Here is a 15,113-nt window from a genome sequence, read left to right on the forward strand (position 1 = left end):
GCTTCGACCGGAGAGGGTCAGCCGGCGGCGCGCGCGGCCATCCGCGCCTTGCGGGCCGCGAGCTTCTCGTCGAACTTCGAGGCCTCCGCGTCCAGGCCGCCCATGAAGAAGCCGAGCTCCTCCTGGGCCTGCAGGCCCTCGGGGCCGAGGCCGTCCATCTCCAGGACCTTCAGGTGGCGCAGCACCGGCTGCAGCACGTCGTCGTGGTGGATGCGCATGTTGTAGACCTCGCCGATGGCCATCTGCGCGGCGGCGCGCTCGAAGCCGGGCATGCCGTGACCGGGCATCCGGAAGTTGACGATGACGTCGCGGACGGACTGCATGGCCAGGTCGGGGGCCAGCTCGAACGCGGCCTTGAGAAGGTTCCGGTAGAAGACCATGTGTAGGTTCTCGTCGGTCGCGATGCGCGCCAGCATGCGGTCGCAGACCGGGTCGCCCGACTGGTGACCGGTGTTGCGGTGCGAGACGCGGGTCGCGAGCTCCTGGAAGGCGACGTACGCGACCGTGTGCAGCATCGAGTGGCCGTTGTCCGACTCGAAGCCCTCGTTCATGTGCGCCATACGGAACGCCTCGAGCTTGTCGGGGTCGACGGCGCGCGAGGCGAGCAGGTAGTCGCGCATCACGATGCCGTGTCGGCCCTCCTCGGCGGTCCAGCGGTGCACCCAGGTGCCCCAGGCGCCGTCACGGCCGAAGAGCGCGGCGATCTCGTGGTGGTAGCTCGGCAGGTTGTCCTCGGTCAGCAGGTTGACGACCAGCGCGATCCGGCCGATCTCCGTGACCTTGGACTGCCCCTTGTCCCAGGCCTCGCCGTCCTCGAAGAGGCCGGGGAAGTTCCGGGCGTCGCTGAACGGCACGTACTCGTGCGGCATCCAGTCCTTGGCCACCTTGAGGTGGCGGTTGAGCTCGGTCTCGACGACTTCTTCCAACGCGTAGAGCAGCCGAGCGTCGGTCCAGGCGGCGGACGGGCTGCCAAGGTGGGGAGAAGTGATCGTCACGGGTGCTCCAGGGGGACGTGAAAATACCGAGCGAGTTACTGAGGGTGTTGCCGGGTGTGTTACCGAGGGTGTTGCCGAGCGTGTCGCTCGGCGGGTCACCGAGCGGGAGACGAAACCTACGGCATCGTAGGCTACGTATCCGTAGGTTACGAAACCGTAGGTTAAGTTCGCTGTAAAGAGTGCCTGATCAGTGGGGGTCTGAGTAGCGAGCGGGCGTGCTCAGACGTACAGCTCCCGAAGCCGTACCGAGAGGCATGTCACACACCCCTCGAGCTTCTCGAACTCGCTGATGTCCACGAGAACCGGCTCGTGACCGAGGCCCGTGAGCAGCTCCGCCGTCTTCGGGGCGCTCGCCGCCATCAGCAGCTTCCCGCCGCCGAGCAGCACGACGTGCGCCCCGGACTCCTCCGGTACCGGCAGGAAGCGCGGGAACAGCGACGGCGTGTCCACCAGGGGCTCATGGCCGATGACCGTCCCGTCGGGCAGCGCGGTGACCGCCGACTTCAGATGCAGCACCTTGTTCACGGGTACGGCCACGACCCGCGCCCCGAGCGGTTCGAGGGCCGCCCGCAGCTGCTGGACCCCGGCCGCGTTGGTGCGCCCGCCGCGGCCCACGTACACCGTGTCGCCGACCTTCAGGACGTCGCCGCCGTCCAGGGTGCCCGGTTCCCAGATCCAGTTCACCGAGCAGCCCAGCCGGGCCACGGCCTCCTCGACCCCGGCGGTCTCGGCGCGGCGGGACTCGGCGCCGGGGCGGGAGATCAGCGCGACATTGCGGAAGACGACCACGGCGTCCTCGACGAACACCGAGTCGGGGCAGTCGTCGGCCGGATCGACCTCGACGGTCTCCCAGCCGTGCGTGCGCAGCGCCTCGGCGTACGCCTCCCACTGCTCGACGGCCAGGTCGACGTCCACCTTCTCGCGCTCGATGTGCGTCACCAGTCCCTCGGCGAGACGGGGACTGGGCCTGCGGATGAGGGCTTTCTGGCTGGGCACGTGCGGTCTCCGAATCGGCAGGGTGCATCGGCGCACATCATGCAGCGCCGTTCGCGCGCACAACAGCCCCCGACTCGGCACCCCCGGACCGGACGGCGGGCGGACCCGCGTCCGAATGTGACGCGGGGCGGTGCCCGGAGGCGACGTTAGTCAGCCTCCGGGCCCGGCGCTATGTCGGATACCCGACAGCTTCCGCCGTGGTTTCTTTCAGTTCTCCTCCTTCCAGCAACAGCCGGCGTGTGATTCCGATCGACTCCAGGAACGGCAGGTCATGGCTGGCGACGATCAGCGCGCCCTCGTAGGACTCGAGCGCCGTGGTGAGCTGGCGGACGCTCGCCAGGTCGAGGTTGTTGGTCGGCTCGTCGAGCATCAGGAGCTGCGGCGCGGGCTCGGCGAGCATCAGCGCCGCGAGCGCCGCCCGGAAGCGTTCGCCGCCGGAGAGCGTCGCCGCCCGCTGGTCGGCCTTCGCCCCCTTGAACAGGAAGCGGGCGAGCCGCGCCCGGACCCGGTTGTTGGTGGCGGCGGGCGCGAAGCGGGCCACGTTCTCGGCCACGGTCAGCTCCCCGTCGAGCACATCGAGCCGCTGGGGCAGGAACCGGAGCGGCACATGGGCCAGCGCCTGGCCGGACACGGCCTCCAGCTCCCCGGCGATCGTCCGCAGCAGCGTCGTCTTGCCCGCGCCGTTGCGCCCGATCAGCGCGATCCGCTCGGGCCCGCGCAGATCGAACACACCGTCCACGCGCGCGCCGTACCGCAGCTCCAGGTTCTCCAGCGTGAGCACGGTGCGGCCCGGCGGTACGGCCGTGTACGGCAGGTCGACACGGATCTCGTCGTCGTCCCGTACGGCCTCCACCGCGTCGTCGAGCCGGGCCTTCGCCTCGGTGAGCTTCTCCTCATGCATGATGCGGTGCTTGCCCGCCGACTCCTGGGCGGCCCGTTTGCGCGCACCCATGACGATCTTCGGCTCGCGCTTCTGCTCGAACATCTTCTGCCCGTAGCGCTTGCGACGTGCGAGCTTGACCTGCGCGTCGACCAGCTCGCGCTTCTGCTTCTTCAGATCGGCCTCGGCGACGCGCACCATGCGCTCCGCCGCCTCCTGCTCGCCGGCGAGGACCTCCTCGTACGCGGAGAAGTTGCCCCCGTACCAGGTGACCTCTCCCACCCGTCGCCCGCCGCCACCCTCAACCGAGGCGCTTCGCGCCGCACCTCTTCCTCGGTGCAGATCGGCGATCTGGTCGACCAGATCCAGCAGTTCGCGGTCGTGGCTGACCACGACCATGACCCCGGACCATGCCTCGACGGCCGCGTACAGCCGCCTGCGCGCATACAGGTCGAGGTTGTTGGTGGGCTCGTCCAGCAGCAGGATGTCCGGCCGACGCAGCAGCAGCGCGGCCAGGCGCAGCAGGACCGACTCGCCGCCCGAGACCTCGCCGATGGTGCGGTCCAGCTCGACGTGCCCGAGTCCGAGTTCGCCGAGCATGGCGAGCGCCCGCTCCTCGACGTCCCAGTCGTCGCCGACGACGTCGAAGTGCTCCTCGGCCGCGTCGCCCGCCTCGATGGCGTGCAGCGCGGCACGCGTGGCGGCGATGCCGAGCGCCTCGTCGACCCGCAGGGCGGTGTCGAGCGTGACGTTCTGCGGCAGGTAGCCGACCTCGCCGGTGACGCGGATCGTGCCGTCGGCCGGGGCCAGTTCGCCCGCGATCAGCTTCAACAGGGTGGATTTCCCTGATCCGTTGACGCCGACGAGCCCGGTCCTGCCGGGGCCGAAGGCGATCTGAAGGTCGTCGAAGACGGTGGTTCCGTCAGGCCAGGTGAAGGAGAGGGAGGTGCAGCTGAGGGAGATGGGGAAAGAAGACATGAGGGCCTCGCGATTACTGGGTGCGGTCAGGGGCACGCGTTCGGGACACCGCGAGGTGACGACGATCCGGTCAGGAGGGCGGAAAGAAGGCCCCGTGATCCGGAGGACGGCTCATACGCCGAGGTCGCACGCTGCGCACACGGGGGCGCCGAAAGCCCACTGTGTGACGCGGTGTCTCAGACCTCAGACGAGCAACGTCCTTCTCCGATCGACGACAACAGGACCGCTCTACACCGTAGGAACGGCCCTGAACGCTGTCAACGCATTAACGTGGCCCCGACCTCGACCCCGAAGGAGACGCCGTGCCCAACGGCTCGCTGTCGCTGCCCGCCCGGCTCTATCTGCTGGCCTGGGACACCACGAGGCTCAAGGTCACGGGGGCGACCCACCTCCACCACCTGGTGCGGGCCGGCGCCCTCACGGAGCTCGCCCAGCGCGGACTGCTCGCCGACGTGGACGGCATCGCCACACCGGTCGACGCCGACGCCCATACGGGGGACCTCGTGCTCGACGGACTCCTGGAACTGGTGGAGGAGTCCCGGCCCCGGAAGTGGAAGGCGTGGGTGACCCTGCGGGCGCGCGTCACCCTGGACGCGGTCCGCGCGCAGCTCGCCGCCGAGGGATACCTGCGGGCCGAGAAGAAACGGGTGCTCGGGCTCTTCCCGTCCGTGGAGTACGAGCTGGAGCGGGTGTCCGCGGTGGAGGCGCTGCGGGAGGAGGCACGGACCGTGTTGGAGGGGCCCGTGGCCGTCGAGGAGGTCTCCGACCGCGACGCGGCCCTTGTCGCCCTCGCCGCCGCGGCCGAACTGCGCACGCTGGCGTCGGGCAAGGACCGCAAGCTGTACAAGCAGCGCATCGAGGAGCTGACCGACCGCAGCGGAGCGGCGGCACCGGCGCTGAAGAAGGTCATCCAGGAGGTGCGCACCGCGATCGTCGTGGCGGCCACGGCGGCGGCGACGTCGGGCGCGGCAACGGGGGGCTGAGGCGCGCGGGAAGGGGCGGGGCAGGGGCGCGGGGGGCACGCGAGCAACCCCCGGCGACCCGGACCCGGCCATGCTCCCCCTCCCCACGTACATGTCGCATTCCTGCCAGCCCCGCCCTGCCTCCGGTGATGGGATCGTCCCCATGACGAACCAGAACCCCACCCACGAAACCGCCCTCGCCTTCCGCGCCCTGCACATCCCCGGCCGCCCTCTCATCCTCCCGAACGCCTGGGACACGACGAGTGCGCGCCTGGTCGAGGAGGCGGGGAGCGCCGCCGTGGCGACGACCAGCGCGGGGCTCGCCTGGGACCTGGGAACGGCCGACGGGGACAGGCTGGACAGGGACCGGGCCCTCGGCGCGGTCGCTCGCATCGCTGCCGCGGTCCGGGTCCCGGTGAGCGCGGACATCGAGAGCGGCTATGCGAAGGACGCTGCCGGCGTCGGGGACACGATCCGCGCGGTGCTCGCGGCCGGCGCCGTGGGCGTGAACATCGAGGACGCGCTGTACGACGGCGAAGGTGACGACGGTGCGGGTGTCGGCGACGGAGGCCGTGGTCCGCTGCGTCCGGTCGCCGAGCAGGCGGAGCGTATCGCCGCGGCCCGTGCCGCAGCCGATGCGGCGGGTGTCCCGCTGTTCATCAACGCGCGCATCGACACCGTTCTGAGGAGAGCGGGAGGGGTCGAGGAGACCCTGGAGCGAGCCGCCGCCTTCCTCGCCGCCGGAGCCGACGGGATCTTCGTTCCCGGGGCCGTCGACCCGGGGACGGTCAAGTCGCTCGTGGCGGGTGTCGAGGGCCCGCTCAATGTGCTGGTCGGTCCCGGCGCACCGTCCGTCGCCGAGCTGGCCGCGCTCGGGGTCGCCCGGATCAGCACGGGCTCGAGCATCGCTGAGGCCGCGCACGCCGTGGTCCGCCGTGCCGCGCGGGAGCTGCTGGGCGCGGGGACCTACGACTCGCTGACCGGTGGACTCGACTACGCCGAGCTCAACACCCTGCTGGGCGGCGCTCGCTGAGGGCGGGGGGCGTCGCTCAGCAGGTGCCCCGCATCAGCTCCTCCAGGTCGTGGTCCAGGTCGACCTGGAGATGCTCGAGTCCGACAGGCACCAGTTCGGTCGTGCGCTGGAGGAACTTCCGCACCTCGCCCGAGCGCACATGCACCACGGCGGTGCCCTCGGGGGCGTGGAACTCCAGAACGGTGCGGTCGTAGCCGTACGGCCGCACCCGTACGTCGCCGTACCCCACGGAGTCCTCCATGCCGGACGCGAGCAGCTCGCGCGCGAACGTCCAGCAGACCTCCACGCCCTCCAGTGTGGCCGGGGCGGGGAAGGTCATACGGACAGCGAAGGGGTCGCTCCGGTCGTAGTGGAGCGTTGCGGGAATGCTCGGCATCCGCGGGGCGGCGGCGACGAGGCGGGCCTCTACGGGCTGCTCGATGACGGTGGACAACGCCTTGCTCCCTTGTGACGGCTGGACGAACTCCGGGCGGATGAGGCCGGGCAATGTATGAGACGACGGAATGAGCCATTCAGTGCACCTGAAACGCAAGTGACCTCTGTCACCGAGTTCATTCACCTCGGTGACACGTAGTGATCCATTTCTCGTTCCGACATGCCCGCGATACCGGAGAGGACACCAACCGGGGCCCCCGGGTTCCCACCGAGGGCATCTGGACGGCGCCCGGGGAGTGGGCTAGCTTCGCCCGCCATGAGGGGCTTGGGGAAGTCGAGACGTATGAGTCGGGCGGTCACCGTGGGACTGTGCGCGGCGGCGTTCGCCGCCGCGCTGACGGCGGCGCCCGCGCAGGCACACGAGGCGGGGAAGGCGGCCCACTGGGCGCTCAAGGACAGCGGCAGCGACGTTCGTTTCCGCGGACTGTCGGCCGTCAGCCGCGACACCGCCTGGGTGGCGGGTGCCAAGGGCACCGTCCTGCGCACCACCGACGGCGGCGCGAGCTGGCGGAACGTCTCGCCGCCGGGCGCCGCCGACCTGGAGTTCCGCGACATCGAGGCGTTCGACGCGCGGCGCGCGGTGGTCCTCGCCATCGGTGAGGGCGAGGCCTCCCGGGTCTTCAGGACCGACGACGGGGGCACGACCTGGACCGAGTCCTTCCGCAACACCGACGCGAAGGCCTTCTACGACTGTCTGACCTTCTTCGACCGGCGCCACGGCCTCGCGATGAGCGACCCCGTGGACGGCAGGTTCCGCATCCTGTCCACCAGCGACGGCGGACGGTCCTGGAAGGTGCTGCCCAGCGACGGCATGCCCGCCGCGCAGGACGGCGAGGCGGGCTTCGCCGCCAGTGGACAGTGCCTCGTGAGCGCGGGATCGCACGATGCCTGGCTGGCCACCGGCGGGGGCGCACACGCGCGTGTGCTGCATTCCACCGACCGGGGACTGACCTGGAAGGCGGCCGAGACGCCGATCCCGGCGGGCGACCCGGCGCGTGGCGTCTTCGCCCTCGCCTTCCGGGACCGCGCCCACGGCCTCGCGGTCGGCGGCGACTACCGCGCCGACCAGCCATCGCCCCGGGCGGCCGCACTCACCCCCGACGGCGGGCGCACCTGGACCCCCGCCGCCCAGCCGCCGCCCGCCTACCGCTCCGGTGTCGCCTGGCTCCCGCACAGCCGCAGCTCCGCGCTCGCGGTCGGCCCGACCGGCACCGACCTCACGACCGACGGCGGCCGCACCTGGCGCACCCTGGACACCGGCTCGTACGACACCGTGGACTGCACCCCCGACCTGGGCTGCTGGGCGTCCGGCGAGAAGGGCCGGGTGGCACGTCTGGAACGCTGACCGTCGCGTGCCCCGAGGCGAGCGGGGTACCCGTGTCGCCGACGCGCAAGCGAGCGATCGGCGACACGGAAGGAAGTGAGCCGCCATGCCCCGTGGCTCCAGCCCCAAGCGGGAACGCCAGTACGAGCACATCAAGGAGAGTGCTCTCGACCGGGGAGAGAGCAGGGAGCGCGCCGAGGAGATCGCCGCGCGCACCGTCAACAAGGAGCGCGCCCGGGCCGGCGAGTCGAAGACCGCGAGCCGCACGTCCACCGAGGACATCTCCTCCGGCAGGCGCGGCGGCCTGCGCTCCCACCGGGGCGCCCAGGGACCCACGTACGACCAGCTGTACGAGGAGGCCAAGCGCCGCGACATCCACGGCCGGTCGGACATGAACAAGGAGGAGCTGAGGCGCGCGCTGGGCGACAAGTGACCGCCCAAAGACCTCTTCCGGTGCTGTGGGCCTAGGCTCGTCGGCACCATGAACACCTCGTTGAACACCGTACCGATTCCGGCGGGTTGGCCCGCGACCGAGGAGCAGGCCCGCGCCGTGCAGGACGCACTGCGGGGGCGCGTGGTGCTCGACGAGCCCGGGCCGCCGCCCGGCGCCGGCAGAGTGACGGGCGTGGACGTGGCGTACGACGACGAGCGGGACGTCGTCGTGGCCGCGGCCGTCGTGCTCGACGCGGCGACCCTCGCCGTCGTCGCCGAGGCCACTGCCGTCGGACAGGTCTCCTTCCCCTACGTCCCCGGGCTGCTCGCCTTCCGCGAGATCCCGACCGTGCTGGCCGTGCTCGACGCGCTGCCGTGCCCGCCGGGTCTCGTGGTCTGCGACGGCTACGGGCTCGCCCACCCCCGCCGCTTCGGCCTCGCCAGCCACCTCGGCGTCCTCACCGGGCTCCCCACGATCGGGGTGGCCAAGAACCCGTTCACCTTCTCCTACGAGGAGCCCGGCGCCCCGCGCGGCAGCGCCTCCCCGCTGCTCGCGGGCGAACCGACGGGCCCGGAGGAGGTCGGTCGCGCACTGCGCACCCAGGACGGCGTCAAGCCGGTCTTCGTCTCGGTCGGCCACCGGGTGAGCCTTGACAACGCCTGCGCGCACACCCTCGCGCTCACCCCGAAATACCGCCTCCCGCAGACCACCCGAAGCGCGGACTCCCTGTGCCGACGGGCCCTGAAGGAGGCAACTCCCTCAGGAGCCTCACCCGTTGACTGAGTAGGTGCCCTGAGTACGTGTTCTGAGTACCTGTACGGATGTGCGGGCGCCGTCATGATCGGCAGGCTGTTGCGCATGACGACGCACCGTTCCCCCCAGCCCGCCACCGGAGCCACCCAGCCCGTCGAGCGCACCGTGATGGCCGCGCTGGTCCTCTCCGTCCTCGCCGGGGTCGGCTGGATCGGCGGGATGATCTACACGGTGCTGGGCTGGCCGCTCTAGAGGGACGTTCCGGACGGTCCTACCGGGACGCGGCCACCCGGAAGGTGATCCCCGCCGCGCGCAGCCGTTCGATGAGCGCGTCGCCCATCGCCACCGCCGTCGTGACCTGTCCTGCCGTTTCCGGCAGGTCGTCGAAGGCGAGCGACAGCGCGGACTCCGCGAACATCTTGGCGGTCTCGCCGTAGCCGGGGTCGCCACCCGCGACCTCCGTGAACACGCGGCGCCCGCCGCCCTCGCCCACGAATCGCACCGAGAACCAGCTCTTCGCCCGCCGCGCGGCACTGGGGCCCTCGCCCGGCTTGATCCGGCCGGACAGCCAGCGTCGCGCGGGCGGCACCTGGGCCGCCGCGAACAACGCGCCGACGGCCGTGACCCCGCCCACCGCGACCGGCAGCCGTTCGACGGCCGCGTAGTGGCGGTAGCGGAAGTCGGGCCCGTAGCGCTCCAGCGCCCGCGCCGAACGCTGCACGATCTGGGCGTCGATGGTGGGCAGCGGCAGCGCCCATGCCCCGACCTCCTTGGCGAACCGCGGAGTGCTCAGCGGCGCGTGTGCCCGCCGTCCGACCAGCCGTGGTTCGTGCCGTCCTCGATCCCGCGCCGCGGCCAGGATGAGCCGCCCGCGCGCGAACTGGGTGAGCGCGGAGGCGAACGTGCCGCCCGAGAACATCGCCTGTGCGCGCACGAAACCGTCGACCCGCAGCGGCACGTCCTCGGGCAGCTGCCGCACCGTGAAGTAGGCGCCCAGGTCGTGCGGAATCGAGTCGAAGCCGCAGGCGTGCACCAGGCGGGCCCCGGTCTCCCGCGCGCGTGCGTCGTGCCGGACGTACATCAGGTCCACGAACTCGGGCTCGCCGGTGAGGTCCAGATAGTCGGTGCCCGCGTCGGCGCAGGCGGCGATCAGCTCCTCGCCGTGCAGGATGTACGGCCCGACGGTCGTCGCCACCACGCGCGCGCCGCGGGCGAGTTCGCGCAGCGACGCCGGATCGGCGACATCCGCCAAGAGCACGTCGGGGGCGCCGGACAGCCGCTCCCGCAGCCGTGCCAGCTTTTCCTCGTCGCGGCCCGCGATCGCCCAGCGCAGCCCCTCGGGCGCGTGGGCGGCGAGGTACTCCGCGGTGAGGGCCCCGACGAACCCGGTGGCTCCGAAGAGCACGATGTCGTACGTGCGATCCGTCCCGTTCAGCCTGCTCATGACACCCCATCCGTCGTGCGCGAAGCGCCGTTGTCGGTGGCTGAGGCTAGCGTGAGGTGCGAGCAGCCGAACGACGAGGTCGACACAGAGGTCGGAGGTGGCCATGGCCGTGCAGGGGAACGCGCGCCGGCCGTGCGGCGGCATACGTCGCTGACGTGCCCTGTTTTGCGACCTTTCGGCATGATCCGCCACCCGGGATTTAACTAAGCGCTTGCTCGCTGGGGGCTTGCCCGGCGTGGAACACGTTCTTAACATCTCTGATGTCACATCAGTGGTGTCACAGTGCTGGGGGCTCGATGGCAGTGACAGGGACGCCGGCGTACGGCCCGCTGGCCGGAGTGCGTGTGGTGGAGCTGGCGGGTATCGGCCCCGGCCCGTTCGCCGCCATGCTCCTCGCCGATCTCGGCGCGGACGTCGTCCGCGTGGACCGGCCCGGCGGCACGGGGCTCGCCGTCAACCCGGAGTACGACATCACCAACCGCAACAAGCGGTCGGTCGTGATCGACCTGAAGGCCGAGGACGGCCCCGCCCGCGTCCTCGATCTGGTCGAGCGCGCGGACATCCTCGTCGAGGGCTACCGCCCCGGCGTCGCGGAGCGCCTCGGCGTCGGCCCCGAGACCTGTCACGCCCGCAACCCGCGGCTCGTCTACGGCCGGATGACCGGCTGGGGCCAGCAGGGCCCGCTCGCCCCGCGTGCCGGGCACGACATCGCGTACATCGCGCTCACCGGCACCCTCGGCATGATCGGCAGGCCGGACGAGCCGCCCGCGGTCCCCGCGAACCTCGTGGGCGACTACGCGGGCGGCTCGCTCTACCTCGTCGTCGGCGTCCTCGCCGCGCTCCACCACGCGCGCGCCACCGGCGCCGGGCAGGTCGTGGACACGGCGATCGTCGACGGCGCCGCGCACCTCGCCTCGATGATCCACGGCATGCTCGCCGCGGGCGGCTGGCAGGACAGGCGCGGCGCCAACCTCCTGGACGGCGGCTGTCCGTACTACGGAACGTACGAGACGGCCGACGGGAAGTACATGGCGGTGGGCGCCCTGGAGCAGCAGTTCTACGCCGAGTTCGTGGAACTGCTCGGCATCGAGGAGTACGCCGATGCCCGAAAGGACCTGACACGCTGGGGCGAGCTGCGCGAGGCGGTCGCCGCCCGCTTCAAGACCCGCACCAGGGACGAGTGGACCGCGGTCTTCGAGGGCTCCGACGCCTGCGTGGCCCCCGTCCTGTCGCTGAGGGAGGCCCCGGCCCACCCCCACCTCGCCGCCCGCGGCACCTTCACCGACCACGGCGGCATCACCCAGCCCGCCCCCGCACCCCGCTTCTCCCTGACCCGCACCTCCGTCCGCACCGGCCCCGCGCTGCCGGGCGCCGACACCGTGGACGTGGCCCGCGACTGGGACGTACCACGGCTGACGCGGCACGACCTCATGAAAGACGACTCGATGAAGGACGGCGACTGATGGAGCTCTCCCTCCCGCTCGACTACGCGGGCGACCCCCGGCAAGCCGCCGACGAGGTCGCCGCCCTGGAGTCCGCGGGTCTGGACGCCGTCTGGGTCGCGGAGGCCTACGGTTTCGACGCGCCCACGATCATGGGCTATCTGGCCGCCCGCACCGAGCGTATGAAGATCGGCTCCGGGATCCTCAACGTCTACTCGCGCACCCCGGCGCTCCTCGCGCAGACCGCCGCCGGACTCGACGCGATCTCGGGCGGCCGCGCCATGCTGGGGCTCGGTGCCTCGGGCCCGCAGGTCGTCGAGGGCTGGCACGGGAAGGCGTACGACAAGCCCCTGGGCCGCACCCGCGAGGCCATCGAACTGACCCGCCGCATCCTGCGCCGCGAGGTCATCGACCACCACGGCATCACCGACATGCCCCGCCCCGGCGGCCTGGGCAAGCCCCTGAAGCTCCTCACCAAGCCGGTGCGCCCCGACATCCCGCTGTACGTGGCCTCCCTGGGCCCCGCCAACGTGCGGATGACCGCCGAACTCGCCGACGGCTGGCTGCCCACCCTCTTCATCCCGGAGAAGGCCCACCAGGTGTGGGGCGGCCCCCTCGCGGAGGGCGCCGCACTGCGGGACCCGGCGCTCGGCCCGCTGCGGACCGTCGCGGGCGGCCTGCTCGCCATCGGCGAGGACGCGGCGGCCGTACGGGAGCTCGCGCGACCCACAATCGCCCTCTACGTAGGCGGCATGGGCGCCCCCGGCAAGAACTTCTACAACGACCTCGCCGTGGCCTACGGCTACGAGAAGGAGGCCCGGCTCATCCAGGAGCTGTACCTCTCCGGCCGGAAGAAGGAGGCCGAGGCCGCCGTACCGGCCGAGTTCTGCGAGCTGATCTCGCTGTGCGGGCCCAGGAGCTATGTGCGCGAGCGTGTCGAGGCCTTCCGGGAGGCCGGGGTCGACATGCTCAACATCACTCCCGTGGGACCGGAGCCGGCCCGGCTGGTCGAGACCGTCAAGAGCTGGCTCTAGGAGGGCATGCGCACATGAAGCGGCAGATTTTCGGCGCCGAGCACGACGCGTTCCGGGAGACCGTGCGCACGTTCCTCGCCAAGGAGGTGACGCCGTACTACGAGCAGTGGGAGAAGGACGGCATCGTCTCGCGCGAGGCCTGGCGTGCCGCCGGGAAACAGGGGCTGCTCGGCCTCGCCGTACCGGAGGCGTACGGAGGCGGCGGCAACGCCGACTTCCGCTACAGCGCCGTACTCGCCGAGGAGTTCACGCGCGCGGGGGCCGCCGGTCTCGCCCTCGGGCTGCACAACGACATCATCGGGCCGTATCTGACGGACCTCGCCACCGAGGAGCAGAAGCGGCGCTGGCTGCCCGGGTTCTGCGACGGTTCGCTCATCACGGCGATCGCGATGACCGAGCCCGGCGCCGGATCCGACCTCCAGGGCATCAGGACGCACGCCGAGGACCGGGGCGACCACTGGCTGCTCAACGGCTCCAAGACCTTCATCTCGAACGGGATCCTCGCCGACCTGGTGATCGTCGTCGCTAAGACGACCCCGGAGGGCGGCGCCCACGGTCTGTCTCTGCTCGTCGCCGAGCGCGGCATGGCAGGCTTCGAACGTGGCCGCAATCTCGACAAGATCGGGCAGAAGGCGCAGGACACGGCCGAGCTGTTCTTCCACGACGTACGCGTCCCCAAGGAGAACCTGCTCGGGGAGCTCAACGGCGCCTTCGTGCACCTCATGACGAACCTCGCGCAGGAACGCATGGGCATCGCCGTCGCCGGGATCGCGGCGGCCGAGCACCTGCTGGAGATCACCACCCAGTACGTCAAGGAGCGCGAGGCCTTCGGACGGCCGCTGGCCAAGCTCCAGCACATCCGCTTCGAGATAGCCGAGATGGCGACCGAGTGTGCCGTCACCCGTACGTTCCTCGACCGCTGCATCGTCGACCACACGAACGGCGAACTCGACGCCGTGCACGCCTCGATGGCCAAGTGGTGGGCCACCGAACTGCAAAAACGCGTCGCGGACCGCTGCCTCCAGCTGCACGGCGGCTACGGCTACATGACGGAGTACCGCGTCGCCAGGGCCTTCACCGACGGCCGCATCCAGACCATCTACGGCGGGACCACAGAGATCATGAAGGAGATCATCGGCCGCTCCCTGCTCGGCTGATCCTCCGCACCCTCCCCGAAAGGCTTATCAGTGAGCACCGAAGCGTACGTGTACGACGCGATCCGCACCCCGCGCGGGCGCGGCAAGGCGAACGGCGCCCTGCACGGCACCAAGCCCATCGACCTGGTCGTCGGCCTCATCCACGAGATCCAGCGCCGCTTGCCGGACCTGGACCCGGCCGCGATCGACGACATCGTGCTCGGTGTCGTGGGCCCGGTCGGCGACCAGGGCTCCGACATCGCGCGGATCGCCGCGATCGCCGCCGGACTGCCCGACACGGTCGCCGGCGTCCAGGAGAACCGCTTCTGTGCCTCGGGCCTGGAAGCCGTCAACCTGGCCGCGATGAAGGTCCGCTCCGGCTGGGAGGACCTGGTGCTCGCGGGCGGCGTCGAGTCGATGTCCCGCGTGCCCATGGCCTCGGACGGCGGCGCCTGGTTCGCCGACCCGATGACCAACATCGCCACCAACTTCGCGCCCCAGGGCATCGGCGCCGACCTCATCGCCACCATCGAGGGCTTCTCACGGCGGGACGTCGACGAGTACGCGGCCCTCTCCCAGGAGCGTGCGGCGGCCGCCTGGAAGGACGGCCGCTTCGACCGGTCCGTCGTCCCCGTGAAGGACCGCAGCGGGCTCGTCGTCCTCGACCACGACGAGCACATGCGCCCCGGCACCACCGCAGACTCGCTCGGCAAGCTGAAGCCCTCGTTCGCGGACATCGGCGAGCTGGGCGGCTTCGACGCCGTGGCCCTCCAGAAGTACCACTGGGTCGAGGCGATCGACCACGTCCACCACGCGGGCAACTCCTCCGGCATCGTCGACGGCGCCTCCCTGGTCGCCATCGGCTCCAAGGAGGTCGGCGAGCGCCACGGCCTCACCCCGCGCGCCCGGATCGTCGCCGCGGCCGTCTCCGGCTCCGAGCCCACGATCATGCTCACCGGCCCCGCGCCCGCGACCCGCAAGGCGCTCGCCAAGGCCGGGCTGACCATCGACGACATCGACCTCGTGGAGATCAACGAGGCCTTCGCCGCGGTCGTCCTGCGCTTCGTGAAGGACATGGGCCTGTCCCTCGACAAGGTCAACGTCAACGGCGGCGCGATCGCGCTCGGTCACCCGCTCGGCGCCACCGGCGCGATGATCCTCGGCAGCCTCGTCGACGAACTGGAGCGCCAGGACAAGCGCTACGGCCTGGCCACGCTGTGCGTGGGCGGCGGCATGGGCATCGCGACCATCGTCGAGCGACTGTAACC

At 71.3% G+C, this 15,113-nt stretch carries 15 protein-coding genes; 10 read left to right on the top strand and 5 right to left on the bottom strand.

Translation table 11 applies throughout. From position 1 onward, the window contains the following. Positions 1–17 precede the first annotated feature (17 nt). From ACIRA5_RS49015 to ACIRA5_RS49025, 3 genes are all read right to left on the bottom strand, one after another. Positions 18–995, bottom strand: coding sequence for an acyl-ACP desaturase (locus ACIRA5_RS49015; protein ID WP_403703824.1), 978 nt, complete (start codon positions 993–995; stop codon positions 18–20). A 219-nt stretch (positions 996–1,214) separates the two neighbouring features. Then, on the bottom strand, positions 1,215–1,991 hold the full coding sequence (gene ddaH / locus ACIRA5_RS49020) for a dimethylargininase (RefSeq protein WP_403703827.1): 777 nt from the start codon (positions 1,989–1,991) through the stop codon (positions 1,215–1,217). A 169-nt stretch (positions 1,992–2,160) separates the two neighbouring features. Then, on the bottom strand, positions 2,161–3,849 hold the full coding sequence (locus ACIRA5_RS49025; protein WP_403703830.1) for an ABC-F family ATP-binding cassette domain-containing protein: 1,689 nt from the start codon (positions 3,847–3,849) through the stop codon (positions 2,161–2,163). A 302-nt stretch (positions 3,850–4,151) separates the two neighbouring features. Here ACIRA5_RS49025 and ACIRA5_RS49030 point away from each other — a divergent pair, with 302 nt between their 5' ends. Then, positions 4,152–4,832: a GPP34 family phosphoprotein gene (locus tag ACIRA5_RS49030; RefSeq protein ID WP_403703833.1), complete on the top strand. Its 681-nt coding sequence runs from the start codon at positions 4,152–4,154 to the stop codon at positions 4,830–4,832. A 142-nt stretch (positions 4,833–4,974) separates the two neighbouring features. Beyond that, positions 4,975–5,844, top strand: a complete 870-nt coding sequence (locus tag ACIRA5_RS49035) for an isocitrate lyase/phosphoenolpyruvate mutase family protein (protein WP_403703836.1) — start codon at positions 4,975–4,977, stop codon at positions 5,842–5,844. A 16-nt stretch (positions 5,845–5,860) separates the two neighbouring features. On the opposite strand, the gene ACIRA5_RS49040 is transcribed toward ACIRA5_RS49035, so the two are convergent. Beyond that, positions 5,861–6,277, bottom strand: a complete 417-nt coding sequence (locus ACIRA5_RS49040; protein WP_101402127.1) for an SsgA family sporulation/cell division regulator — start codon at positions 6,275–6,277, stop codon at positions 5,861–5,863. Between the two features lie 285 nt (positions 6,278–6,562). Between ACIRA5_RS49040 and ACIRA5_RS49045 the strand changes: the two genes are divergently transcribed. The 4 genes from ACIRA5_RS49045 to mmpA all read left to right on the top strand — a co-directional run bounded on the left by ACIRA5_RS49045 (position 6,563) and on the right by mmpA (position 9,041). Further along, entirely contained in the window at positions 6,563–7,624 is a 1,062-nt protein-coding gene (locus tag ACIRA5_RS49045) for a WD40/YVTN/BNR-like repeat-containing protein (protein ID WP_403703839.1), read from the top strand. Positions 7,625–7,709: 85 nt separating this feature from the next. Then, positions 7,710–8,036: a plasmid stabilization protein gene (locus tag ACIRA5_RS49050; protein WP_403703842.1), complete on the top strand. Its 327-nt coding sequence runs from the start codon at positions 7,710–7,712 to the stop codon at positions 8,034–8,036. Positions 8,037–8,096: 60 nt separating this feature from the next. After that, positions 8,097–8,819, top strand: a complete 723-nt coding sequence (locus ACIRA5_RS49055) for an endonuclease V (protein ID WP_403703960.1) — start codon at positions 8,097–8,099, stop codon at positions 8,817–8,819. A 75-nt stretch (positions 8,820–8,894) separates the two neighbouring features. Next, positions 8,895–9,041, top strand: a complete 147-nt coding sequence (gene mmpA / locus ACIRA5_RS49060; protein WP_403703845.1) for a morphogenic membrane protein MmpA — start codon at positions 8,895–8,897, stop codon at positions 9,039–9,041. A 19-nt stretch (positions 9,042–9,060) separates the two neighbouring features. Here mmpA and ACIRA5_RS49065 read toward each other — a convergent pair whose 3' ends face one another. Further along, complete coding sequence (locus ACIRA5_RS49065; protein ID WP_403703848.1) at positions 9,061–10,233, bottom strand: saccharopine dehydrogenase family protein; 1,173 nt, start codon at positions 10,231–10,233, stop codon at positions 9,061–9,063. 296 nt (positions 10,234–10,529) lie between these two features. On the opposite strand from ACIRA5_RS49065, the gene ACIRA5_RS49070 reads away from it, so the two are divergent. From ACIRA5_RS49070 to ACIRA5_RS49085, 4 genes are read left to right on the top strand one after another with little or no spacing between them, the layout of a single operon-like run. Continuing rightward, entirely contained in the window at positions 10,530–11,696 is a 1,167-nt protein-coding gene (locus ACIRA5_RS49070; protein ID WP_403703851.1) for a CaiB/BaiF CoA transferase family protein, read from the top strand. Then, complete coding sequence (locus tag ACIRA5_RS49075; protein ID WP_403703854.1) at positions 11,696–12,709, top strand: LLM class F420-dependent oxidoreductase; 1,014 nt, start codon at positions 11,696–11,698, stop codon at positions 12,707–12,709. Before ACIRA5_RS49070 ends, ACIRA5_RS49075 begins: the two co-directional genes overlap by 1 nt. A 14-nt stretch (positions 12,710–12,723) precedes the next feature. Further along, on the top strand, positions 12,724–13,866 hold the full coding sequence (locus ACIRA5_RS49080) for an acyl-CoA dehydrogenase family protein (RefSeq protein ID WP_403703857.1): 1,143 nt from the start codon (positions 12,724–12,726) through the stop codon (positions 13,864–13,866). A 30-nt stretch (positions 13,867–13,896) separates the two neighbouring features. Next, positions 13,897–15,111 carry an acetyl-CoA C-acetyltransferase gene (locus ACIRA5_RS49085; protein ID WP_403703860.1) on the top strand — a complete coding sequence of 405 codons (1,215 nt, stop codon included), beginning with the start codon at positions 13,897–13,899 and terminating at the stop codon, positions 15,109–15,111. The last annotated feature ends 2 nt before the right edge of the window (positions 15,112–15,113 follow it).

The sequence above is a fragment of the Streptomyces sp. NPDC096311 genome (assembly GCF_044763085.1).
GTDB lineage: Bacteria > Actinomycetota > Actinomycetes > Streptomycetales > Streptomycetaceae > Streptomyces.

Bases quoted from the DNA above. Each gene is read 5' to 3' on its own strand.
- ACIRA5_RS49070 (WP_403703851.1), top strand. From the start codon at position 10,530: ATGGCAGTGACAGGGACGCCGGCGTACGGCCCGCTGGCCGGAGTGCGT.
- ACIRA5_RS49080 (WP_403703857.1), top strand. From the start codon at position 12,724: ATGAAGCGGCAGATTTTCGGCGCCGAGCACGACGCGTTCCGGGAGACC.
- ACIRA5_RS49075 (WP_403703854.1), top strand. From the start codon at position 11,696: ATGGAGCTCTCCCTCCCGCTCGACTACGCGGGCGACCCCCGGCAAGCC.
- mmpA (WP_403703845.1), top strand. From the start codon at position 8,895: ATGACGACGCACCGTTCCCCCCAGCCCGCCACCGGAGCCACCCAGCCC.
- ACIRA5_RS49025 (WP_403703830.1), bottom strand. From the start codon at position 3,849: ATGTCTTCTTTCCCCATCTCCCTCAGCTGCACCTCCCTCTCCTTCACC.
- ACIRA5_RS49065 (WP_403703848.1), bottom strand. From the start codon at position 10,233: ATGAGCAGGCTGAACGGGACGGATCGCACGTACGACATCGTGCTCTTC.
- ACIRA5_RS49050 (WP_403703842.1), top strand. From the start codon at position 7,710: ATGCCCCGTGGCTCCAGCCCCAAGCGGGAACGCCAGTACGAGCACATC.
- ACIRA5_RS49035 (WP_403703836.1), top strand. From the start codon at position 4,975: ATGACGAACCAGAACCCCACCCACGAAACCGCCCTCGCCTTCCGCGCC.
- ACIRA5_RS49045 (WP_403703839.1), top strand. From the start codon at position 6,563: ATGAGTCGGGCGGTCACCGTGGGACTGTGCGCGGCGGCGTTCGCCGCC.